Origin of the sequence: Ancrocorticia sp. (genome assembly GCF_052089425.1) — a bacterium.
GTDB lineage: Bacteria > Actinomycetota > Actinomycetes > Actinomycetales > Actinomycetaceae > Ancrocorticia.
Window position 1 is genome coordinate 47,784 of the sequence record NZ_JBQCZW010000009.1, and the last position, 22,033, is coordinate 69,816.

Consider the following 22,033-nt stretch of genomic DNA (forward strand, 5'->3'; position numbering starts at 1 on the left):
GGTTACTTTGCGCGAGGAGAACTTGACTCTCTCATAGCATGGAATTGATACAACCCACAGCTCGATCACCCAAAGCTCTCCATACTGCCAACGTTGCGTGTTCTGACATGAGAGACAAACAGGTTCGAAAACAATCCAAACTCTGAAACGGGTGAATTCTCAGGGGGTGCTCGCATAGGCTAAAGGGGTGAAGATCCTTCTTATCGGTTCAGGGGGCCGCGAGCATGCATTAGCACTCGCCCTCCGAAGGGACCCAGCCGTCACCGAACTACTCATTGCTCCGGGCAATCCGGGTACTGCCGTACTTGGTGAGAACATTGACGTGGACATCTTGGATGGCGGTGCCATTGTGGAACTGGCACAGGACCAAGATGTGGATCTTGTTGTTGTTGGGCCGGAAGCTCCACTAGTCGCCGGAATTGCCGATGAGGTAAGGGCAGCTGGCATTGCCGTATTTGGGCCGGGGCAAGAGGCTGCCCGCCTCGAGGGGTCCAAGGCTTTCGCCAAGGAGATCATGGCTGTGGCTGATGTGCCAACCGCGATGGCGCGCGTGTGTACAACGGCAGATCAGGTGGAGGATGCCCTTGACACGTTTGGCCCGCCTTTCGTAGTAAAGGATGATGGTCTGGCGGCAGGCAAGGGTGTTGTTGTCACGTCGGATCGTTCACAAGCCCTGAGCCATGCGCACGCATGCTTGGCAAAGGACGAAGGGGACCGCACCACCAAGGGGCAGCCAGCCGTGGTGATCGAGGAGTATCTGGACGGCCCCGAACTCTCTCTGTTCTGCGTGTGTGACGGCAAGAATGTTGTTCCGCTGATGCCGGCTCAGGATTTCAAGCGTGCGTTCGATGGCAACGAGGGCCCCAACACGGGTGGTATGGGTTCCTATGCGCCGCTTCCGTGGATTCCGGATGGTCTAGTTGATGAGGTTGTGGCCCGCGTTGCTCAACCAGTAGTGGACGAAATGGCCCATCGGGGCACCCCCTTCATTGGCCTTTTGTACTGCGGGCTGGCGCTCACCTCACGAGGGCTACGCGTGGTGGAATTCAATGTTCGCTTTGGTGATCCAGAAACCCAAGTGGTGCTTCCCCTCCTCAAGACTCCGTTGGGGACACTCCTCATGAGTGCTGCACAGGGACGCTTGAGCGGTTCTCCACTGAGGTGGAGCGATGGCGCTGCGGTGGACGTGGTGCTTGCTGCCCACGGCTACCCCGGCAAGGTGCGCACCGGCGATACGGTCCGTGGGCTAGACGCGGCGGCACAGGTTCCGGGCGTGGATATCATTCATGCCGGAACAGCTGTTCGTCAGGACCATGTGGTTTCGGCCGGGGGGCGTGTTCTTGCGGTTGTGGCCAGCGCGGACAGTCCCGAGGCTGCACGGGAAGCCGTGTACCAAGCGGTGGAGCGGATTGTGCTGGAGGGATCGCACTACCGAACCGATATTGGCGGGCAAGGAATTGCCACACAATAAGAACGTACGTACACCCATCGGAAACGTCAGATATACACCAAAAGCTGCGGCACAAACTGCAGCCAAACATCACGAATAGAAAGTGATCATGATGACGGAGGAAACCAAAACCAACGAGATTTCTTCGTGGACCCATGTGTACTCGGGGAAGGTACGCGATGTATACGTCGCCGCCGGAGCATCCAACCACCGGGGCGAAGATTCCTATCTCATGGTTGCGTCGGATCGCATCAGCGCCTTCGATTATGTGCTCCCCACCCAGATTCCTGACAAGGGAAAGATCCTCACCCAGCTCTCTGTGTGGTGGTTTGAGCAACTATCGGATTTGGCGTACAACCATCTCATCTCCACCAATGTTCCAGCAGAAGTTCAAGGGCGTGGGATGATCACGCAGGTCCTCAACATGTTCCCCATTGAGTGTGTGGCGCGCGGCTACCTGACGGGTTCCGGCCTAGTCGAGTACAAGGAAACGGGAGCGGTGTGCGGCGTACCTCTTCCTTCTGGCCTTGATGAAGCTTCGCGATTGGATTCGCCCATCTTTACGCCGGCTGCCAAGGCCCAGCTTGGAGAGCATGATGAGAATGTCTCCTTTGAGGAGATGACCGCCCGCATTGGCGAATCCGATGCCCGCAAACTCCGGCTCCAAACCATCCAGCTGTATACCCGTGCCCACGAGATCGCCGCTGAACGTGGCATCATCATCGCGGACACGAAGTTTGAGTTTGGCCGCTCCACTAATACGGGCGAACCGGACATCATTCTGGCTGATGAGGTGCTCACCCCAGATTCCTCCCGCTTCTGGCAGATGGACAAGTATGAACCCGGCAAGGTTCAGCCCTCGCTGGACAAGCAGTTCGTGCGCAACTGGCTGATGTCACCAGAATCCGGATGGGACCGCACTTCCGGAGAACTGCCGCCAGAGCTTCCTGAAGAGGTCGTGGCACGCACGCGTGACCGCTACATCGAAGCCTATGAGACTCTCACTGGGCGCCACTGGCAGTAGGCGTGGCGAACGTGGGCAGTATCGCACGCCCACAACGCGTACAAAGTGGCCTCGGCCCACCGAGTTTCATAAACTGGACGAGTTAGCGGCATATGCCGCCCAAATAGCGAGATGAGGAGTTCCTGCGTGGGGCGCATCATTGTTGAAGTCATGCCAAAACCCGAAATCCTAGATCCTCAGGGGAAGGCCGTGCGCGGTGCACTTCCGCGGCAGGGTATCGAAGCTTTCACGGATGTCCGTCAGGGCAAGCGATTCGAATTAACTGTGGACGGGCCGGTTACTCCCGAGGCGCTCGCGGATGCTGCGAAGGCGGCCGAATCGGTTCTCTCCAATCCGATTATCGAAGATGTAGTGGCGATCTATGACGCGGAGGTTGGCCGGTGAAGATCGGTGTTGTGACCTTCCCCGGAACGCTGGATGATGCCGATGCCGCCCGCGCTATCCGCCTAGCAGGAGCCACCCCGGTGGCTCTCTGGCATGCCTCCGATGATTTGAAAGGCGTGGACGCCGTGGTGCTCCCCGGCGGATTCTCCTATGGGGACTACCTGAGGTGTGGAGCAATCGCCGCACTGGCCCCGGTGATGAACTCCGTGGTGACCGCCGCAGCGGCGGGCGTGCCCGTTCTGGGCATCTGCAACGGTTTCCAGGTCCTGTGTGAATCACACCTCCTGCCCGGAGCCCTGATCCGCAACTCCCAACAGAGGTTTGTGTGTAGGGATCAGGAACTCGTCGTCGTCAATAATTCCACGGCATGGACGCGAGATTTCCAAGCGAACGAAACCATCACCATTCCGCTCAAGAACGGGGAAGGAAACTTCCAAGCCACCGAAGAAACCGTGGCCGAACTGGAAGGGGAGGGCCGCGTGGTATTCAGGTACGCCGGGCTCAACCCGAACGGTTCAATGAACGATATTGCCGGTATCACGAATGCGCGCGGCAACGTGGTGGGCCTCATGCCACACCCGGAACATGCCGTGGAATCCGGCTTCGGCGTCCATTCGCCCGCCGGCTCGCGGGCTGGCACCGATGGCCTCCGGTTCTTCACCAGCGCATTGCACGCAACCCTCGCCGTTTAGCCGATACGGAGCACTCATGGAACAGTCTTACGATACGATCTCCGATGCCGCAGCAACACCCGATCAGCAGATGCCGTTTGCTGAACTGGGCCTGAAACCCGAAGAATACGAGCGCATTTGCGCCCTGCTGGACCGCCGCCCCACGAACGCTGAGCTGGCCATGTATTCGGTCATGTGGTCCGAGCATTGCTCCTACAAGTCCTCCAAAAAGCACCTCAAGGAGCAGTTCGGCGGCAAAACCACGGACGAGATGCGTGAGCACATGCTGGTAGGCATGGGGCAGAACGCCGGCGTGGTGGATATTGGCGATGGCTGGGCTGTCACCTTCAAGGTGGAATCGCATAACCACCCGAGCTTCGTGGAGCCCTATCAGGGTGCCGCGACGGGCGTTGGCGGCATCGTTCGTGACATCATCGCAATGGGTGCACGCCCGGTTGCCGTGATGGATCAGCTGCGTTTCGGCGCGGTGGACAACCCGGATACCGCGCGTGTGGTGCACGGCGTGGTGGGCGGCGTTGGCGGCTATGGCAACTGCCTTGGCCTGCCAAACATTGGCGGAGAAGCCGAATTCGATCCGTCCTATCAGGGCAACCCCTTGGTGAACGCATTGTGCATCGGCGTGATGCGCCACGAGGATATTCATCTGGCCAACGCTGAAGGCGTGGGCAACCTTGTGGTGTTGTTCGGCGCGCGCACGGGTGGCGATGGTATTGGTGGCGCCTCGATTCTTGCCTCGGAAACCTTCGAGGAAGGCATGCCCACCAAGCGCCCTTCGGTGCAGGTGGGCGATCCCTTCATGGAGAAGGTGCTCATCGAGTGTTGCCTAGAGCTGTTCCACGCAGGCGTTGTGGAGGCGATTCAGGACTTGGGTGCTGCAGGCATTTCGTGTGCTACGAGCGAGCTGGCCGCCAACGGCGGAACGGGCATGCGCGTGGATCTGGAGAATGTGCTGCTCCGCGATCCCACCCTGACCGCTGGTGAAATCCTCATGTCCGAATCCCAAGAGCGCATGATGGCCATTGTGACGCCGGCTCAGCGGGACGCCTTCATGGCGATCACCCAGAAGTGGGATGTTGAAACGGCCGTCATCGGTGAGGTCACGGGCGATGGCCGCCTGATCATTGACCATCACGGCCAGCGGATTGTTGACGTGGATCCGGCCACCGTTGCCGTGGACAGCCCCGTCTATGACCGCCCGTACGCCCGTCCCGCGTGGCAGGACGATCTGATCGAGAACACCACCGCCAATCTGACCAGCGCGACGTCCGTTGAGGATCTGAGCGAGTTGATTCGCCGAGTCGCCTTGAGTCCGAATCAGGCCGGGAAGGGGTGGATTACGGATCAGTACGATCGATTCGTGCGTGGTAACACGGCGCTTTCGCAGCCGGACGACGCCGGAGTGGTCCGAGTGGACGAAGCCACCGGCCGTGGGATCGCACTATCCACCGATGCCAACGGCTGGTACACCAAGCTCAATCCGTATGAGGGGGCGCGCCAAGCACTCGCCGAGTCCTACCGCAACGTGTGCACGGTGGGGGCCACTCCTCTTGCCGTCACTGACTGCCTGAACTTCGGCAATCCCGAGGATCCGGACGCGATGTGGCAGCTGGTGGAGGCTATGACGGGGATGGCAGATGGATGCCAACAGATGGGTATTCCCGTCACTGGCGGCAACGTGTCCTTGTACAACTCCTCCGGCGTGGTGAAGGGACGGATGGACTCCTCCATCAACCCCACTCCCGTGGTAGGTGTGCTGGGCGTGATGGACGATGTGCGCCAAGCAGCTCCCTCCGGTTTCCAACGCGAGGATTCCGCGATTGTGTTGCTGGGCAAGACGTACGAGGAACTGGACGGTTCCGCGTGGGCCCGCATCGTCCACGATCATCTGGGCGGAGTGCCGCCGCGGGTGGATCTGGACGAAGAGATGGCCCTTGGGCGTGTGCTGCTGGCCCTGCACGGTGCGCAGACTGGTGAACTTGGACGGGTGATTGAGGCCGCCCACGATCTGTCCACCGGAGGCCTCGCGCAGGCACTGGTGGAGATGGCGGGAAACAATAGCATCGGTGGTGCGATCGATCTGCGGCCGCTGTGCGACCGTGACGGTATCGATTCCTTCACGGCTCTGTTCTCCGAGTCTCAAGCGCGCGTTCTGCTGGAGGTTCCCGAGCACCTTCTGGACGTTGTGTATGCGGCAGCTGAAGCCGAAGCGATTCAGGCCGTGCGGATCGGGACCACGGGCGGCGAACTGCTCACCATTAGCCCGGCCGAGCCGGCCGGATGGTCCGGCAGTGACACGATTTTGTTCGATGTGGCCGAGTTTGCCACTCAGTCCGATCAGGTGCTGCGGTCGATCTTCGATTAACGTTCTCTGCCAGGAAGTTGCCGATTGACGAATAGTTCGTCGCGAAGCTTTCCAGTCCATGTTTCTGACGGTCTGTGCGAGGTAGGTAAATGGCGAGGCGAAAGGGAAGATCGAAATCTCGACCTTCCCTTTCGCCTCGCCACAATTCTGTAATAGATCAATGTGCCTCGGCACAAGTCTTGTTCATTGGTCGTTTTTTGTTTTGGATGGTCGTTTCCGCAACCAGTAGCTAACTCCGATGATGAGTCCTACAACGATGAGTACAACGATCACTCCTGCGATTGTTCCTCCGGTCATATTTGTCCAATCTAGTTGTGTGTTGTCCAAGCCTTGGAGCCCGTAACATTGGCCTGCATCCAAGCCGTCCATCCAGCCGGGAATCCTTCAAATGCAACCGAGAAATCTGCTGAGTACCGGACTTGGCTCTGAGACATTTTACTGAACCTATGGTTGGAAAGTGCCCCGCCAACGATGTGATTGAATTGGTTGTAGTACCGAGTGATCACGCCGTGAGCACCTTTGTACGCGGTGTAGTCAAAATTGAATCCCATACGCACTAACCCAAAATTGACGTCAGCCTTACATCCAACGTACTTGATTTGGTAGTTGTTGCTTCCGCTTCCTTGTTTGCAATTCGTGACGCTTTGCGGGGAAACTGCGTCGGTTTTCTGTATTGGAACTGATGTACTCGACACCGCAATAGATCCGTCTGGGTAGGTTTCAACCACGACGTTCTTAGAATCGACGGTGAGTTCTTCCGTCGTTGCTGGTGAAGTTTCGGGATCGAGAGAGTCCCATACCTTCCCTTGCTCGAGCTTGGAGAGAAGGTCTGCCTGCGTCGTCTTTGGGACCTCATAGTCTGACCAGAAATCTTCTAATTCTTGAACCTCGCCCGCTGAAAGTGAGTTGACTTGTGTTGGTTGAGTTTCGTCTTGGGGTTGGATGTCCGCTACTGCGACGCTACTTCCCAACAGTGTCGATCCGAGAAGTGCAAGTGTGGCCACAAGCGCGGACCCAGTTTTTTTTGGTTTTCATCGCTTTCTCCTAAATTCAGGATAATGTGACGTGGGTCTATTTTTTCGCACTTCGATAGAAAAACATAGGAAGAAGGTCCCGTCTGTTGGGGCGTCGCCAAATCTGATGCACTCTGGACCAGCTCACTTGGGGATCCTCGACGCGCCAACTAAAAGGGGGAGAGTGTTTCCTCATTTGGACAGGGATTCATTCATGCTCAATACTGAGGTAGAAACGTACCCGTAACATGGAGGCGCAGTGACCTCCACGTGGTAACAGAGGGAGTCACCCATGGATCGCCGCCTTGAGCGAGTTTACGAGACAGTAGTTGCACGCAACCCAGTGGAGCCAGAGTTTCACCAAGCCGTTCATGAAGTGATCGAATCGTTGGGTGAGGTGGGAGCTTCGCGCCCAGAATACGTTGATTACGCGGTTCTTGAGCGACTCGTCGAACCGGAACGTCAGATCATGTTCCGTGTGCCGTGGGTTGACGATCAGGGGAAGGTTCGCGTGAACCGCGGCTTCCGCGTGGAGTTCAGCTCCGCACTTGGCCCGTACAAGGGTGGCCTTCGTTTCCACCCATCCGTCAATCTTGGCATCATCAAGTTCCTCGGTTTTGAGCAGGTATTCAAGAACGCTCTGACGGGACAGCAAATCGGCGGCGGCAAGGGTGGCGCGGATTTTGATCCTCACGGCAAGTCGGATGGCGAAGTCATGCGCTTCTGCCAGTCTTTCATGACGGAGTTGCATCGCCACATCGGCCCGAACACGGATGTTCCGGCGGGAGATATTGGCGTGGGTGGCCGCGAGATCGGCTACCTGTTTGGCCAGTACAAGCGCCTCGTTAACCGTTTTGATGCGGGCGTCCTGACCGGCAAGGCACTGGGCTGGGGCGGCTCGCTCGCCCGTACCGAAGCTACCGGCTACGGCACTGTGCGTTTTGCTCAGTCCATGCTTGAGGCGAAGGGCGAATCTCTTGAGGGCAAGTCCGTTCTCGTGTCTGGATCGGGAAATGTGGCGATCTACGCGATCGAACGCGCTCAGGCTTTCGGTGCCAAGGTAGTCTCAATCTCTGATTCGGCCGGTGCCGTGTACGATCCTGAGGGAATCGATCTTGATCTACTCAAGGATGTGAAGGAAGTGCGCCGCGGGCGCGTTTCCGATTACGTCGCGCGCCGTCCAGGCGCCAGCTTCCGTTCAGGCAAGAAGGTGTGGGCCATCGAGGAAGGCCAGATCGCCCTTCCTTGTGCCACCCAGAACGAGATCACGAGCCACGATGCCCGTAAGCTCGCCAATCACGGCGTCCAGCTTGTGGCTGAGGGTGCCAACATGCCCTCCACCCCAGAAGCGATCGACATCTACAAGGAAGCCGGGATCCTCTACGCCCCCGGAAAGGCGTCCAACGCCGGCGGCGTGGCAACATCCGCCTTGGAGATGCAGCAGAACAGCATTCGCCAGCAGTGGGACTTTGATAAGGCCGCTGGAAGGCTCGATGAAATCATGATCAACATTCATGACACCTGCCTCGAAGCGGCGGAGGAAATGGGGCACCCTGGCGATTACGTGCTGGGAGCCAACGTGGCAGGCTTCCGCTTGGTGGCCGATGCGATGGTGGATCAGGGGATCTGTTAACAACTCTTCGCGTCCTAAGTGCGAACTCCGTCCGACGGGCGATCAGCTGCTGTTAGAGGTTGAGTGGGGCTGGCCAGATGAACTGGCACGCATCCACTGCTTACCTTACATGCTTACTTAAAGTATTATATAAGCATGTTTGTTAGGAGGTGGTTGTGGTGAGTGTTGCTGAGAAGTTATTCGAGCTTTCTGCAAGTGGTGGCGGAGTGCTACGCACTGCTTCCGCCGAGGCTAACGGTGTGAGTCGTCCTAGTTTCATGGAATTCGTGCATGCCAACAGGCTCGAACGAATCTCTCCTGGAGTGTATGCCGCCCCGGATACGTGGGTCGATGAGATGTACGTGTTATCTCTGCGTTCCGATAGGGCCGTCTTTTCCCACGAGTCTGCTTTGTTGCTACACGGTCTGGTGGAGCGTGAGCCGGAAGCCCTGACAGTAACACTTCCTTCGGGTTACAACGCCTCACTTCTACGTCGTGATGGAGTGCGCACCTTCTTCATCAAGCCAGAACTATTATCTCTGGGTTGCATCGAAGTACTCACTCCTGACGGAAACACGGTAGCCTCATACGACCTTGAGCGAACTATCTGCGACCTTGAACGCAGCCGCTCCCGCATCGACCAGCAGACTTTCACGGCAGCGTTGAAGGGGTATGTGCGCCGCTCGGATAAACGTTTGGATGTTCTAGCTCGCTACGCGAGTCAACTGGGTGTAGAGCGCCGATTGCGCGAATACATGAAGGTCTTGTTATGAGGATGGCCAACCCAAATTATTGTATCTATCAAGTGCCTTAAAGATACCTGAGCTACGGTGCCAGGTTGTTTTGAGGTTCTAGTTTTCGTCTGCTCAGAACATTGAAATAACGCGGAAACAAGGGACGTTTATTTGTGGGACGCCAAGTGTTAGCGCGATGTTATGCTCCCACATAGCAAATCGTTATGGCGCAATTCACTGGCAAGGGTTAACCTTAGGTGGTCCGTATTGTTTCACGTGAAGGAACCATATGTCCCGCGCAAGCATGCGTGCGGGTGGGTCAATCAGTGCCGTTGCTGCGCTTGCGCTCAGCACGATGGGACTGGCTGCATTACCTGCTACCGCCGATGAGCCGACTGAACCACCAACAGAAGCTCCAATTACCGCCCCAGCAACCCCCACCGAAGCGCCTGCGGAGGACGCAAAGGACGCCGAACTCAGCGACGACACCACGGCTGAGGAATCCGAATCCGCTGACGACGAATCAAAGTCCTCTGATAAATGACGCCACGGAATCGCCAGTTGCCGATGATGAAGGCGATGCCTCCGGCGATGAGGCCGATCCCTCTGCCGATGAGCAGAGTGAACCGGTTGAAGAGTCCGCAGTTGGCCCGCAGGCCGAGGAAGATGAGACCACGATCGACATTGTGGCGATCTCCGACTTTCACGGCCATATCGAAAACGCGCCATACCTGCAGACTTATGTGAAAGGTGTCAAGGCTGACAACCCCAACACCTTGTTCGTCTCCAACGGTGACTCTGTTGGGGGCTCCGCATTCGTCTCCGCCATCGATGAGGATAACCCCACGATGGACATCCTCAACGCGATGGACGTCCAGCTCTCCGCGACGGGAAACCACGAGTTCGATAAAGGCTACGACGATCTGATCGGCCGTATCAATGACAGGGTGAATTTCCCCTACCTCGTGTCGAATCTTTCTCCGGTTGATGCAGATATCCTTGCTCCTTATGACACTATTGAGACGGCTGACGGCCAAACAGTTGCCTTCGTGGGTGCTGTGACCGACCAGTTGCCTACGCTCGTGTCCCCAGCGGGCCTCGGAGGACGTTCGGTTTCTGATCCGGTTGCTGCCGTTGATGCTCAGGCGGAGCTGCTCAAGGATGGCGACGAGTCCAATGGTGAAGCTGATATCGTCGTGGCCCTGATCCACGAAACCATCGGCACTTCTGACCAAGTCGGCGACGATGTGGATGCCGTGATTGCGGGTCACACCCACCATACTGAAGAGTCCACGACTGCCTCCGGTGCCGCAGCCGTTGAGCCAGGTTCGTTTGGCGAATTCGCGGGTCAGGTGACGCTGACGTACGATAATGAATCCGGCGAAGTCACCAATTCTGAGTCCCAGATCGTCATGATTGTGGATACTACTGAGAATGACAAGCCGGTTCCTCAGTTCGATAAGGATCCTGACATCGATGCGATGTATCAGGAAGCACTTAAGACCTCCGAGGAACTTGGTGCTGGCGAGGCTGGCACCATTGTTGGTGGCGCGGATCGAGCGACGAATACCGGAACTGATTTGGGTGCTAACCGAGGCTCCGAGATGACCGCTGGAAACCTGATTGCACAGGCATTCTACGAGTACTCTGAGCTCGATAAGCCAGCCGATTTTGGCATCATCAATCCTGGTGGGGTTCGGGGAGAAATCGACAAAAATAATGACGGCATCGTGACGTATGAGGAATCCTTTACGGCTCAGCCGTTCGGCAATACGTACGGTACCTTGGACATCACTGGCGCTCAGGTGTACACGATGCTGGAGCAGCAGTGGGCGGACGCTTCTACACAGACCTCTCGTCCAATGCTCGCGCTCGGCCTGTCCGATAACATCAGCTACACCTACGATGCGGATGCCGAATTCGGCAGCCACATTAAGCAGGTGTTCCTCGATAACATGCTTGTTCCCAATGATGGCTCCGAGATGTACACGGTAGCCTCCAACGCCTTCCTTCTTACAGGTGGCGATGGATTCAACGTGTTCGCTGACGGAGTTGATTACCGTGACAGCGGTATGATCGATAATGATGTGTTCAACGAGTTCCTGCAGGATAACCCGGATTACACTGTGGACTACTCTCAGCGCAATATCGCGATCTCCGGCGAGGACACAATCTACCTAGGCCAAACTGCGTCCATTGATCTGCAGTCCCTGTCCATGACATACGCAGGCAATCAGCAACCTCTGCCCGAGACAGTTGACGTATCACTTATCCCGAGCTCCGATGCGCCCATCCAAGCGCGCGCCGTCGATGATGCTGTTGCAGTCGGTACCGCACCGATCGACAACACAGTGACCCCCGACCTCAATGAGACCGGACAGTCTACCGTTGAGCTTGAGGTTCCAGCAGATCTTGAGGAAGGTTCGTACGCTCTCGTGATTGAAGCGGGGCCGACAGTGTTCCAGATTCCTGGCGTAGCTGTGAGTGAAGAACCGGCTCCTGAACCGACAGACGAGGCAACCGATAAGCCCACTGACGGCACCAGCCAGCCCTCCGATGGTGCGACCGATCCCGGCGAGGATCTTCCCAACACCGGCGCAACGGTTGCTGGATTTATCGTTGCGGCACTCGTGCTGATGACGGCTGGCGGCGTGCTTGTGGCACGGCGCAAGTCCACTGACGCCTAGCGCGCATCCATAACTGAATAGGCCTAAGGGCGGCGGTTCTTCCGCCGCCCTTTCGCTTTGCCACTGGCACAGTTTCGGGAGCTGTCGCAGGCGCATCCGGCACAGGCGCCGGCAGTCACATGCGGGCAAGCCGCCCGAGTAGGCTTAGACCATGGCCAGACGGATTGATGTACAGGACGGCATGCCACTTCTTGGGAAGGCGGCCGCCGCCGGAGTAGGCGAGCTGAGCAAGAGTGACGCCAAGACGGCCGCCCGGTTTTGCCTTGAGGAGATAGCGGAACGCCACCCGGGGCACAGTGTAGAGATCCGCGTCCCGTTTGCCGGGGCCACGCAGGCAATCGAGGGGCCCAAGCATAGGCGCGGGACGCCTCCGAACGTGGTGGAGATGGATGTAGCCACGTGGCTGCGCCTGTGTGTTGGGGAAATCTCATGGGAAGAGGCAGTGGGTTCGGCCAGCGTGGCCGCCTCCGGGATTCGCGCGGATTTACAGGAGTTCCTGCCGCTGTTTACCCGCGCAGTATTGGGCCGCTGGTAGCGCCTAGCCGCCAGCTCCAACGCACATGCCCCACCGGTTTCACATAGTGGATGACTGGCTACTGGAAAGTGGCCGCGATGTGAGAGCATGGGGTGGTGACTGCTGATGGGCGCCTAAGCGCTGAGCTATTCCCCGAAGATAAACCGCAGGACGAATGCGGCGTTTTTGGAGTCATCCAACCCGGCCAACAGGTCAGTCAGCTCGTGTACTACGGGCTGTACTCCCTACAACACAGGGGTCAAGAGGCCGCCGGCATTGCCGTGTCCGGCAAGAACCAGATCCTTGTGTACAAGGACGTTGGGCTCGTATCTCAGGTGTTCAACGATCAGAGCCTCGCGGCTCTGCGCGGAGATCTGGCCATTGGTCACGTCCGGTACGCCACCTCGGGCGTGCGCTCGTGGGAGAATGCCCAGCCAACGCTCGGCCCCACTCCCTTCGGCACTGTTGCGATGGCGCACAATGGAAACCTGACCAATACCGAAGCCCTCGTGGCTCAGGTTCGCGATCTTTCCGGCCCAGATCTGCGCGCCGAACTCGGCCACGGCAGCTCCACCGACACCTCGGTGATCACCTCAATGTTCGGCTTGGACACTCAGGCCACGAGCCTCGAAGAACGCGCCCTTGAGGTGTTCCCCCAGCTTCACGGGGCCTTCTCCCTAGCCTTCATGGACGAATCAACGCTGTACGCGGCCAGAGACCGCCACGGTTTCCGCCCCCTCGTGCTCGGCCAGCTGGACGGCGGATGGGTTGTTGCCTCAGAAACGGCAGCTCTGGACATCGTGGGCGCGGAGTTCGTGCGCGAGGTGGAGCCCGGCGAGATGCTCATTATTACCGCGGACGGCCAGGTCCGTTCGCGCATGTGGGCCCGTTCCAGCCGCTCCGGCTGCGTGTTCGAATACGTGTACCTAGCCCGCCCCGACACCACGATCAATGGGACCATGGTGAATTCGGCGCGCACGGAGATGGGCAGAGTGTTGGCCCGTGAACACCCCGTTGAAGCGGACCTGGTGATGCCCACACCCGAATCGGGCACGCCCGCCGCCATTGGGTACGCGCAAGCCTCCGGCATCCCCTATGGGCAGGGGCTCGTTAAGAACGCCTATGTGGGCCGCACCTTCATCCAACCCACCCAATTGGCACGCCAGCGCGGCATCCGCCTCAAGCTCAACCCGATGCGCGAGGTGATTGAGGGCAAGAGGCTCGTCGTCGTCGACGATTCAATCGTCCGTGGAAATACTCAACGCGCCCTCGTTGCCATGCTCAGGCAGGCCGGAGCCAAAGAAGTCCACGTACGAATCTCCTCCCCGCCCGTCCGGTGGCCCTGCTTCTTCGGAATCGATTTCCCAACCCGGCAGGAACTCATCGCGAACGGACTGACGATGGAAGGAATCCGCGAATCGATCGGTGCCGATTCGCTGGGCTACATCAGCCTTGACGGCATGGTGGAAGCCACGGGGCAAGTCCCCGGCAACCTGTGCACCGGATGCTTTACCGGAAACTATCCTCAGGGCTCCACCCCTGCCGAAAAACACGAAATGGTGAAACAACAATGACCAACGCGTATGCAGCAGCAGGAGTGGATACTCAGGCGGGCGATCGTGCCGTGGAGCTCATGAGGGCCGCAGTGGCCCGCACCATGACGCCAGATGTGGCTGGGGGAGTGGGCGGTTTCGCCGGGATGGTGGACGTATCTGCGCTCAAGGAGTACCGCAAGCCGTTGCTCGCCACCTCCACGGATGGGGTGGGCACGAAGGTGGCCATCGCCCAAGCCATGGACATTCATGACACGATTGGGCAGGACCTCGTGGCCATGGTGGTGGATGACATCGTGGTGGTGGGCGCTACGCCGCTGCTCATGACCGATTACATCGCGTGCGGGAAGGTGGTGCCCGAGCGCATCGCCGCCATCGTGCGCGGGATAGCCGAGGCCTGCGAATACGTGGGCGTACCGCTTCTGGGCGGGGAAACCGCGGAACATCCCGGCCTTATGGGGGAGGTGGAATACGATGTTGCCGGTGCCGCCACCGGCGTTGTGGAGGCTGACAGCGTATTGGGAGCGGATCGCGTGCAATCCGGGGATGTCCTCATCGCTATGGCCTCCTCCGGCCTGCATTCCAACGGATATTCGCTGGTCCGCAAGATCGTGGCGGACGCGGGGATCGGGCTGGAGGATTACGTTCCGGAGCTTGGGCGAACGTTGGGCGAAGAGCTCCTTGAACCCACCGCGTTGTACACCACCGCGTGCCTCGCGCTGGCGGAGGCCACGGACGTCCACGCCTATAGCCACGTGACCGGTGGTGGACTGGCGGCCAACCTTGCGCGCGTGATCCCTGAGGGGCTTCAAGCACGCGTTGATCGCTCCCTCATCCGCGTTCCCGCCACCTTCCAGGTGTTCGCCTCACTTGGGCGGGCCGCGTGGGAGGACATGGAGGACACGCTGAATCTGGGTGTTGGGATGATCGCCGTAGTTCCAGCGGATTCCGTGGGCCGCGCGCTCGCTTCGTGCCAAGAATCCGGGGTGCGTGCGTGGGAAATTGGGGACGTTGTTGCGGGCGGTGCGAAGGCAGGGTTGACTAGTTCGCCTGCGGGTACTCGCGTGGCTACGCGCCTCGTCTCCGGTACCAAGGGCGTGAGTGCCGGGGTGGTCCGAATGTCCGGGGATTACGCGTTGTAGTCTATTTTTTGACGACGACGACGAAGCCGGCAAAATTACCTTATTATCAATCCATGAATAATCGAATGAGGAAGTGTGTGCCGGCCGCAATCGCCGCCGTGCTGCTGTTAGCGGGCTGTTCTGAGTCCGGCCAGTCATCGGAAGCAACGGCTTCTGCGCCTCCGCCGGCAACGAGTCCCACGCCGGAACCTACCGCAACTGAAGCGGCGCAGGTTGAGGCGCAGGGACCAGTGGTGCCCGGATACGCCTATGGGGAAATGCCACCAGTGCCGTTGTTTACGCTGCCGGATTTGGGCCTTTTGAGCGATTCGATGGATGGCTTCACGCTCGAGCTCAAAGAGCTGGTGGGGGATTACCCCGGACTGACCATTTCGCCGGCCCGGTGCGATGAGGCGGGAACCGTTTCGGCCAACCAAGGTTCGGTTCTGCTCTATGGTGACGGTTCGGCCACCTACACGGGTGCCGATGGCTCGAGCATCAATTTTGGGGATGGCTCTGGCGTGTACACCATTAACGGCGTGCAAGTGGTCAACTTCGGTGATGGCTCAGGAAACTACAGCGATGGCGATGTCTCTATCGTCAACTTCGGTGACGGTTCCGGAAACTACAACGATGCGGAGAAGTCCGTGGTGGTTGCTGGTGACGGATCGGGCAACTACACGGATGGCGAAGAAGAGATCATCAACCACGGTGACGGTTCAGGCAACTACACCAAAGGAGATGTCTCCATCATCAACCACGGTGATGGTTCCGGCAACTATGACGATGCCGATATCTCCATCATCAACAATGGTGACGGTACCGGTTTAGTGGATGGCGAACCTGCGGACATGGAGCCAATCGATCCCGTTCCAACGCTCGGGAAGTTTCCCCCGATGGACGCGCTGGCTCCCGTGGAATCTTGTGGCACCACGATCACCCTAGATTCCGGTGTTCTCTTCGATCCTGACGAATACGTCATTCGCCCGGATGCAGCAGCAACCCTCGATTCTGTTGCGGAGGCGTTGAGTGATGCGGATGTCGAGAGTGCCGTTGTGGAGGGCCATACCGATAGCGTGCGCGATACCGATTGGAACCAGACCCTGTCCGAAAACCGCGCGGATGCCGTGGCGAAGGCTCTGGAAGATCGCGGAGTGACTGGTTCGCTGGAGACCGTGGGCTACGGTGAAACCCGCCCCGTGGCGCCCAATGACACTGATGCTGGACGCCAAGAAAACCGGCGCGTGGAGATCTTCATCCCCGCGTTCTGACGTGCCCAGTTGACTCAATTCAGCGGCTGCCACACTCGGGGTGTCATGAGATGGGACCCCGAGTGTGGCATGTCAGGGTACAACGAAATGTGGGAGCAACTCCCGTTGCCCCCACACGTCACGAATCGTTGTCACGAGGAGTGTGACGGGTCCTCGTCGTCGTCCCCATCTTCGGCGTCATCTGCCGAAGAAACGTCGTAGTAGTCCTCGTAATCCTCGTCGTTGCCAGAAGCTTTCTCGCCTCTGAGCTCACGCTCTAGAGCCTGATAATCGGTCTCCGGAGTGTAATACTTGAGATTTCGGGCTACCTTACGCTGTTTAGCCTTTTGACGGCCGCGCCCCATGGCTCGACCCCCTTCATCTCTTCGTGGGGACAATCGTAAAGATCCCCCATGGACATATCCGTTCTCGCGTATACCTTACCGCGAATACTGGGGCTCTCGCTACGCGGCCCATCATGGCGCGTGCAACATCTCGCGCCCATTGGGCGTAAGGTTCGAGTGCTCGTGGATGGTAGTTCGCGGCGGGCGTAGGCCACGTTTCGCGCTGCGGGGCGCTACTTCTTGCGGCGCCGGCGAAGCGCAATCAAACCAATGCCGGCAAGGGCAGATGCGGCAGAGATGCCGATGTAAAGAATGTTGCCACTCTTGACCTCGTCAACAAAGTCCCTTGCCTTTTCTGCGGCCTCGTTCGCCTTTTCCTTTGCCTGATCCTGCGCATCCTGTGCGATGGCTTTTGGATCTAGCCGGCTGGCGAGTTCATTGACCGTGTTGGCCAGCTCCTCGCGTTGGCGCTTGAGATCGTTCTCGATTTGCTGTGCGGAGCGGATCTGATCCTCGCTTTTGGCAGGGCTCACTTGTTTAGTCCCTTCTTGATGGTGTCAATATCTTGGTCAATAGCTCCCTTAGGATCAACCACGTCCTTCTGGGACTTCTTGAAGAACACTAATGCGATGAGTAAGAGAAGAAGCGTGATAGCCAACAAGATGCCGGCAACGATGAGGAATGCAGCCCACCACGGCACAAGATTTGCGAACCCGGCTACGCCGGCGAACAGCAGCAGGTTGAATGCGAAGACGGCTAGAACTAGCCCAACGATGGCCAGTACGCCGCCGAGCCCAAGCTTCTTTACCTTCGCCTTGAGGTTAACGATGGTGAACTCGATTTCGTCACGCAGGAGCGTGGAAATCTGCTCAGTGACTCGGGAGATGAGCTCTCCGATGGTGTGCTCGGATTTTGTTGATTCGGACGGGTTATCGTTTGCCACGCTCCGCAACTCCTTTTCGATAGCTCTGCGCCGCTGGGTGCGATCCGCGGCGGCATACCCTTATTCTTGCCGAATAACTCGCACAATTGCGAGTATTCCAGTAAAAAGGCTCACGTGCGTTCGCCCACGGCATGCCAATACTTGCCCTTCTGAGATCTAGGTTACACAATGTGCGCAGGGGTGTGAGAGCGGCTGCTGCCCTATTCCGATTGCGCTTAGGGCGAGGTTTTGGCCAAAGAACGGCGAATTCGGGCTGTTCGTCATAGAATGGGACACGTGATGAACCGAGGGTGTGAGCTTTGAAGCGCCCTCAAGGGACGTAGAGAGGAAACACAAGTGGCAAACCAGAATCAAGGACTAAACATAGAACCTGAAGGCGAGATTGGCACCAATCTCCAGCAGGCCGAAGGTGGCTTCGTAGCCTCCGCCAAGCTGCGCGAAGCTCTCCAGCAGGTGCTTGTTGATTTCATCGGACTGAGCCTCGTGGGCAAGCAGGCGCACTGGAACGTTGTTGGCCCGAACTTCCGCGATCTTCACCTGAACCTTGACGAAGTTGTGGACATTGCCCGTGAGGGGTCCGACGATTTCGCCGAGCGCATGCGTGCACTCCACGTTGCCCCAGACGGCCGCCCGAAGGAAGTTGTTGCTCACTCCAGCCTCCCGGAGTTTGCAGCCGGAGAGATTTCCACGCACGATGGCATCCGTCTGATGGTTCAGACCATCGAGGCAACTGTTGCCACGATGCGCCGTGTTCATGACGATGTTGATGCTGAGGATCCAACCACAGCGGATACCCTGCATGAGTACATCACCAAGCTTGAGCAGCAGGCATGGTTCCTGAGCGCTGAGCTGCGTACGCCGAGTGGGATCTAAGTGAGCACAATTCGCGATTGATCGCCGATCTGGCCGGAGCTTATCTGGTCAGATCGAGGCGGAGGCCCCGAAACCGTTGCGTTTCGGGGCCTTTTCCTTTGCATGCAGTCCTTTACACGCGGAACTGACTGAACTTCGGAACCAAGAAGTAGCAGAGGGTGACGCCCAGAACCACCAGTACGCCGCCGCCTAGAACGGTCCATGCCGCACCGAGGTGGCCGGCAACGAATCCGTGGAGCATATCTGCCAACCTGGGCCCTCCAGCAACGACCACAATGAACACTCCCTGAAGCCGGCCGCGAACCTCGTCAGTTGCCGCGCTCTGAAGGATGGACTGGCGGAAGGCGGCAGAGGCCATGTCCGCAGCCCCACCGATGGCCAGCATGAACACGCCCAGCGCGAGGAATGGCATGGCGTGCCCGCCCGCGAAGGACACCGCAACGCCCAAGCCAACTATCGCGAATCCCCACACGGCCACGGCGATGAGGACGGCCCGCCCCTGCCTGCGTACCCGCGAGACCCAGCCGGAGAAGATCCCGCCTACAACGGCACCTGCAGCCATACCGGCGGAGAGTAGGGCGAACTCCATTCCACCGGAGGCTGGCCCTCCAAAGTTAATGTTGGCGATCTCAGGGTAGAGTGCCCGTGGCATTCCAAAGATCATGGCAATGAGATCCACAACGAAACTCATGAGGAGGATCTTGTGGATCCAGGTGTAGCGGAAGCCGTCAATGACGCTGCGAAGGCCGGGAGCCTTCTTTCTGGTTTGCTTGGCACGCCCGTTCGCGGGCTTGCCCTGTGAGGTAGCCTGCTTGGTTGTGGTGGTATCAGTGCCCTTGGGTCTCATGGGTGGAAGTTTGATCACGGCCCACAGTGTGGCAAGCATCGTCACGGCATCGATGGAGTACAGGGGGCCGGCGCCCAAAATAGGGAGGAGCGCACCGCCTACCAGTGGGCCAGCAATAGCGCCGAAGTTGAAAACGGTCATGTTGAGGGCGTTGGCGGCCGGGAGCTCGCTCGTGGGCATGATCATGGGAATGATGGCGTTACGTGCCGGCTGATTCAACGCGAAGAAGGCCTGCTGGACGGAGAAGATGCTGAGAATGAGCCACACGTTGTGGAAGCTCATCAACGCCTGAATCGCGAACGCCGTGGTGGTGGCGATCAGCCCGATAGTGCTCACAAGGAGCACCTTGCGCCGATCGAAGGAATCCGCAATGGCTCCGCCCCATAGGCCGAAGATGATCAGCGGTACGAGGCCAAAGAGGCCGGTTAGGCCCACGTACATCGAGTCACGCGAAATGGCCCATAGTTGGGCGGGAACGGTAACAACCGTGAGCTGGGCGCCGATCACCGTAATGATGTTGGCATACCAGAGCCTCGCAAAATCGGGGTGAGCGAGCGGGCGAGTATCCGCTAACGCGCTCCGCAATCGGTCCTTCGTGGGTGCTCCTTACATGAGGCGCTGGCCGGGCCTAGCAGTGTGGTTCATACAGCCAGAAATCTTACGCTCCCGCGGTTCGCATTGGCAGGGCTGCCCGTAGCGATCTGAGCCTCGACCCATTCCTTCCTCGCGAGAGTGAGTCATTTCCCTGCGCGATCTTTTAAGAATTCAATAAAACTTCGGTCCGGACAATGTAGCGCAGCGCACGTTCCACACCGTATTCTTTTATGTGCGGCATACGCGGAGATGTATGACGTGAAGGCGGCGCGAGCCGCGGGGCTGACAACAACGAGGTAGTCATGACGAAGGTACATAAGATCATCAATGATCCGGAGAATATTGTTGACGAAGTGCTCGATGGGCTGGTCGCTATTTCGCGCGGGCTGCTGACGCGCGAGCCAGGATCACGCGTTATCCGGCGCGCTGAGGTGGACGAAGGAAAGGTTGGGCTGGTTGTTGGTGGAGGTTCCGGGCATGAGCCCATGTATGGAGCGTTCGTAGGACCCGGCCTTGCAGCCGCCAGCGTATCCGGAGATATTTTTGCGGCGCCTGCACCGCCCCATGTTCAGGAAGCGATCGAGGCCGCGAACACCGGCGCTGGCGTCCTGCTGGTGTACGGAAACTACGCTGGCGACGTCATGAACTTCGATATGGGCGCCGAAGACGCGCTTGATGACAGTGAAATCGAAACGAAGACCGTGCTGGTGCGCGACGATGTGGCAACTCCCGATCTGGAAGGCCGCCGTGGAATTGGTGGTGCCTTCTACGTGGTGAAGGCTGCTGGTGCAGCCTGCGCCAAGGGACAATCGCTGGAGGAAGCCGCAGCCACTACCGAACGGGTACAGCACAACACCCGCACGATTGGCGTGGCCGTCAAGGCCGGAACGCTTCCGGACACTGGGAAGCTCACGTTCGAGCTGGGTGACGATGAGATCGAAATCGGGCTGGGCGTACACGGCGAGATGGGTGTTGAGCGCTCGAAGATGATGAGCGCGGACGATCTGGCCGTCAACATGGTTGATCGCGTGGCGGACGATCTCCCGTTCGAGAAGGGCGATCGCGTTGCCGTGCTCATGAACAATCTGGGTGCCACCACTCAGATGGAGCTGCTCATTGTGTACCGCAAGGTGGCTGAGCTTCTGGAGGCCCGCGGCCTACAGGTTGAGCGCACGGATATCGGTGCCCACTTCACCTCGCAGGAAATGGCCGGCTTCTCGCTGACGCTTCTCAAGCTTGACGATGAGATCGCCGAGCTGATTGCCGCACCGTGCGAATCCGTCCCCTTCACTCAGGCATAAATCTGGGCAGGAATAGCAATGACAGAACTTAACGTAGAACAAGTCCGCGGTGTTCTGAGTGCCGCATGCCAAGCGATCTATGATGCGCGGGAAGCTCTCTCAGAGGCGGATCGCCAGATCGGTGATGGGGATCATGGCATCGGCATGGGGCGCGGCTTTAAGGCAGCGCGTGAGGCCGTTGATAGCACTGAACTCACAACGGTGGGCGACGCGTTCAAGGCCGTGGGCTCTGCGGTCATGCGGACAAGTGGAGGGGCATCCGGCGCGGTATTCGGAACGATGTTCCGCGGCCCGGCTAAGGTCCTGAAAACCGAGACCTTGGACGGGGAAGGACTAGCCCGTGCACTGGAGGAATCCGCCGCACAGGTGCAGCTCCGCGGCAAGGCCAAGCCGGGGGACAAAACCATGCTGGACGCTCTGGTTCCGGCCGGCATCGCCGCCCGTGAGGCCGCAGAATCTGGCGGGGACGTGGTGGCCGTTGCCAAAGCCGCTGCTGCCGCCGCTCACGAAGGATGTGAGGCCACGATCAATATGAAAGCCACGATCGGCAAGGCCAAGTCACTGGGCGATCGGAGCTTGGGCTATCGCGATCCCGGCGCCATCTCTGTGACAATCCTGTTGGACACGATCGCGGAAGGAATCGAGGCGGCCTAGGGCCGATTCGAGGACGATCCGCTTTCGAAGCAGTGAGGGAGGCACCTATCTGAGTGCCTCCCTCACGTTTGCGCGATTACT

21 protein-coding genes are annotated in these 22,033 nt (G+C 58.7%); 16 read left to right on the forward strand and 5 right to left on the reverse strand.

Annotation, left to right across the window (positions count from 1 at the left end):
- The first annotated feature begins 187 nt into the window (after positions 1 to 187).
- The 5 genes from purD (at position 188) to purL (ending at position 5,912) form a co-directional block, all read left to right on the forward strand.
- A complete protein-coding gene (purD, locus tag ACTHV6_RS04870) occupies positions 188 to 1,471 on the forward strand; it encodes a phosphoribosylamine--glycine ligase (protein ID WP_441386152.1) in 1,284 nt (427 codons plus the stop codon).
- 88 nt (positions 1,472 to 1,559) lie between these two features.
- Positions 1,560 to 2,474, forward strand: a complete 915-nt coding sequence (locus ACTHV6_RS04875) for a phosphoribosylaminoimidazolesuccinocarboxamide synthase (RefSeq protein ID WP_441386153.1) — start codon at positions 1,560 to 1,562, stop codon at positions 2,472 to 2,474.
- Between the two features lie 126 nt (positions 2,475 to 2,600).
- Positions 2,601 to 2,858 carry a phosphoribosylformylglycinamidine synthase subunit PurS gene (locus ACTHV6_RS04880; protein ID WP_441386154.1) on the forward strand — a complete coding sequence of 86 codons (258 nt, stop codon included), beginning with the start codon at positions 2,601 to 2,603 and terminating at the stop codon, positions 2,856 to 2,858.
- Positions 2,855 to 3,550 (forward strand): phosphoribosylformylglycinamidine synthase subunit PurQ, encoded by a 696-nt coding sequence (purQ, locus tag ACTHV6_RS04885; protein ID WP_441386155.1) that lies wholly within the window; start codon positions 2,855 to 2,857, stop codon positions 3,548 to 3,550. Before ACTHV6_RS04880 ends, purQ begins: the two co-directional genes overlap by 4 nt.
- Positions 3,551 to 3,566: 16 nt before the next feature.
- Positions 3,567 to 5,912, forward strand: coding sequence for a phosphoribosylformylglycinamidine synthase subunit PurL (gene purL / locus ACTHV6_RS04890; RefSeq protein WP_441386156.1), 2,346 nt, complete (start codon positions 3,567 to 3,569; stop codon positions 5,910 to 5,912).
- Positions 5,913 to 6,220: 308 nt separating this feature from the next.
- Here the strand turns inward: purL and ACTHV6_RS04895 are convergent, their stop codons facing one another.
- Positions 6,221 to 6,916: a hypothetical protein gene (locus ACTHV6_RS04895; protein ID WP_441386157.1), complete on the reverse strand. Its 696-nt coding sequence runs from the start codon at positions 6,914 to 6,916 to the stop codon at positions 6,221 to 6,223.
- A gap of 301 nt (positions 6,917 to 7,217) precedes the next feature.
- Here ACTHV6_RS04895 and gdhA point away from each other — a divergent pair, with 301 nt between their 5' ends.
- From gdhA to ACTHV6_RS04935, 8 genes are all read left to right on the forward strand, one after another.
- Positions 7,218 to 8,558 (forward strand): NADP-specific glutamate dehydrogenase, encoded by a 1,341-nt coding sequence (gdhA, locus tag ACTHV6_RS04900; protein ID WP_441386158.1) that lies wholly within the window; start codon positions 7,218 to 7,220, stop codon positions 8,556 to 8,558.
- Between the two features lie 155 nt (positions 8,559 to 8,713).
- A complete protein-coding gene (locus tag ACTHV6_RS04905; protein WP_441386159.1) occupies positions 8,714 to 9,310 on the forward strand; it encodes a type IV toxin-antitoxin system AbiEi family antitoxin domain-containing protein in 597 nt (198 codons plus the stop codon).
- A gap of 250 nt (positions 9,311 to 9,560) precedes the next feature.
- On the forward strand, positions 9,561 to 9,815 hold the full coding sequence (locus ACTHV6_RS04910) for a hypothetical protein (RefSeq protein ID WP_441386160.1): 255 nt from the start codon (positions 9,561 to 9,563) through the stop codon (positions 9,813 to 9,815).
- A gap of 142 nt (positions 9,816 to 9,957) precedes the next feature.
- Entirely contained in the window at positions 9,958 to 11,958 is a 2,001-nt protein-coding gene (locus ACTHV6_RS04915; protein WP_441386161.1) for a 5'-nucleotidase C-terminal domain-containing protein, read from the forward strand.
- A 151-nt stretch (positions 11,959 to 12,109) separates the two neighbouring features.
- Positions 12,110 to 12,493: a sterol carrier family protein gene (locus ACTHV6_RS04920; protein WP_441386162.1), complete on the forward strand. Its 384-nt coding sequence runs from the start codon at positions 12,110 to 12,112 to the stop codon at positions 12,491 to 12,493.
- Positions 12,494 to 12,588: 95 nt separating this feature from the next.
- Positions 12,589 to 14,046, forward strand: a complete 1,458-nt coding sequence (gene purF, locus ACTHV6_RS04925) for an amidophosphoribosyltransferase (protein ID WP_441386163.1) — start codon at positions 12,589 to 12,591, stop codon at positions 14,044 to 14,046.
- Entirely contained in the window at positions 14,043 to 15,167 is a 1,125-nt protein-coding gene (gene purM / locus ACTHV6_RS04930) for a phosphoribosylformylglycinamidine cyclo-ligase (RefSeq protein WP_441386164.1), read from the forward strand. The genes purF and purM overlap by 4 nt, the downstream gene beginning before the upstream one ends.
- 53 nt (positions 15,168 to 15,220) lie before the next feature.
- Positions 15,221 to 16,417 carry an OmpA family protein gene (locus tag ACTHV6_RS04935; RefSeq protein WP_441386165.1) on the forward strand — a complete coding sequence of 399 codons (1,197 nt, stop codon included), beginning with the start codon at positions 15,221 to 15,223 and terminating at the stop codon, positions 16,415 to 16,417.
- A 131-nt stretch (positions 16,418 to 16,548) separates the two neighbouring features.
- Here the strand turns inward: ACTHV6_RS04935 and ACTHV6_RS04940 are convergent, their stop codons facing one another.
- The 3 genes from ACTHV6_RS04940 to ACTHV6_RS04950 all read right to left on the reverse strand — a co-directional run bounded on the left by ACTHV6_RS04940 (position 16,549) and on the right by ACTHV6_RS04950 (position 17,683).
- Positions 16,549 to 16,761, reverse strand: a complete 213-nt coding sequence (locus ACTHV6_RS04940) for a DUF3073 domain-containing protein (protein WP_441386166.1) — start codon at positions 16,759 to 16,761, stop codon at positions 16,549 to 16,551.
- A 212-nt stretch (positions 16,762 to 16,973) separates the two neighbouring features.
- Positions 16,974 to 17,273, reverse strand: a complete 300-nt coding sequence (locus tag ACTHV6_RS04945; RefSeq protein ID WP_441386167.1) for a DUF3618 domain-containing protein — start codon at positions 17,271 to 17,273, stop codon at positions 16,974 to 16,976.
- Complete coding sequence (locus tag ACTHV6_RS04950; protein ID WP_441386168.1) at positions 17,270 to 17,683, reverse strand: phage holin family protein; 414 nt, start codon at positions 17,681 to 17,683, stop codon at positions 17,270 to 17,272. The genes ACTHV6_RS04945 and ACTHV6_RS04950 overlap by 4 nt, the downstream gene beginning before the upstream one ends.
- 381 nt (positions 17,684 to 18,064) lie before the next feature.
- Here ACTHV6_RS04950 and ACTHV6_RS04955 point away from each other — a divergent pair, with 381 nt between their 5' ends.
- The gene (locus tag ACTHV6_RS04955; RefSeq protein ID WP_441386175.1) at positions 18,065 to 18,556 is read left to right on the forward strand and encodes a Dps family protein; all 492 of its coding nucleotides are present in this window, start codon (positions 18,065 to 18,067) and stop codon (positions 18,554 to 18,556) included.
- A gap of 112 nt (positions 18,557 to 18,668) precedes the next feature.
- On the opposite strand, the gene ACTHV6_RS04960 is transcribed toward ACTHV6_RS04955, so the two are convergent.
- Positions 18,669 to 19,988 (reverse strand): MFS transporter, encoded by a 1,320-nt coding sequence (locus ACTHV6_RS04960; protein WP_441386169.1) that lies wholly within the window; start codon positions 19,986 to 19,988, stop codon positions 18,669 to 18,671.
- Between the two features lie 311 nt (positions 19,989 to 20,299).
- Between ACTHV6_RS04960 and ACTHV6_RS04965 the strand changes: the two genes are divergently transcribed.
- Entirely contained in the window at positions 20,300 to 21,298 is a 999-nt protein-coding gene (locus tag ACTHV6_RS04965; protein WP_441386170.1) for a dihydroxyacetone kinase subunit DhaK, read from the forward strand.
- Positions 21,299 to 21,316: 18 nt separating this feature from the next.
- Positions 21,317 to 21,952: a dihydroxyacetone kinase subunit DhaL gene (dhaL, locus tag ACTHV6_RS04970; RefSeq protein WP_441386171.1), complete on the forward strand. Its 636-nt coding sequence runs from the start codon at positions 21,317 to 21,319 to the stop codon at positions 21,950 to 21,952.
- The last annotated feature ends 81 nt before the right edge of the window (positions 21,953 to 22,033 follow it).

Bases quoted from the DNA above. Each gene is read 5' to 3' on its own strand.
- ACTHV6_RS04940 (WP_441386166.1), bottom strand. From the start codon at position 16,761: ATGGGGCGCGGCCGTCAAAAGGCTAAACAGCGTAAGGTAGCCCGAAAT.
- ACTHV6_RS04965 (WP_441386170.1), top strand. From the start codon at position 20,300: ATGACGAAGGTACATAAGATCATCAATGATCCGGAGAATATTGTTGAC.
- dhaL (WP_441386171.1), top strand. From the start codon at position 21,317: ATGACAGAACTTAACGTAGAACAAGTCCGCGGTGTTCTGAGTGCCGCA.
- ACTHV6_RS04935 (WP_441386165.1), top strand. From the start codon at position 15,221: ATGAATAATCGAATGAGGAAGTGTGTGCCGGCCGCAATCGCCGCCGTG.
- gdhA (WP_441386158.1), top strand. From the start codon at position 7,218: ATGGATCGCCGCCTTGAGCGAGTTTACGAGACAGTAGTTGCACGCAAC.
- ACTHV6_RS04910 (WP_441386160.1), top strand. From the start codon at position 9,561: ATGTCCCGCGCAAGCATGCGTGCGGGTGGGTCAATCAGTGCCGTTGCT.
- purL (WP_441386156.1), top strand. From the start codon at position 3,567: ATGGAACAGTCTTACGATACGATCTCCGATGCCGCAGCAACACCCGAT.
- ACTHV6_RS04920 (WP_441386162.1), top strand. From the start codon at position 12,110: ATGGCCAGACGGATTGATGTACAGGACGGCATGCCACTTCTTGGGAAG.
- ACTHV6_RS04875 (WP_441386153.1), top strand. From the start codon at position 1,560: ATGATGACGGAGGAAACCAAAACCAACGAGATTTCTTCGTGGACCCAT.
- purM (WP_441386164.1), top strand. From the start codon at position 14,043: ATGACCAACGCGTATGCAGCAGCAGGAGTGGATACTCAGGCGGGCGAT.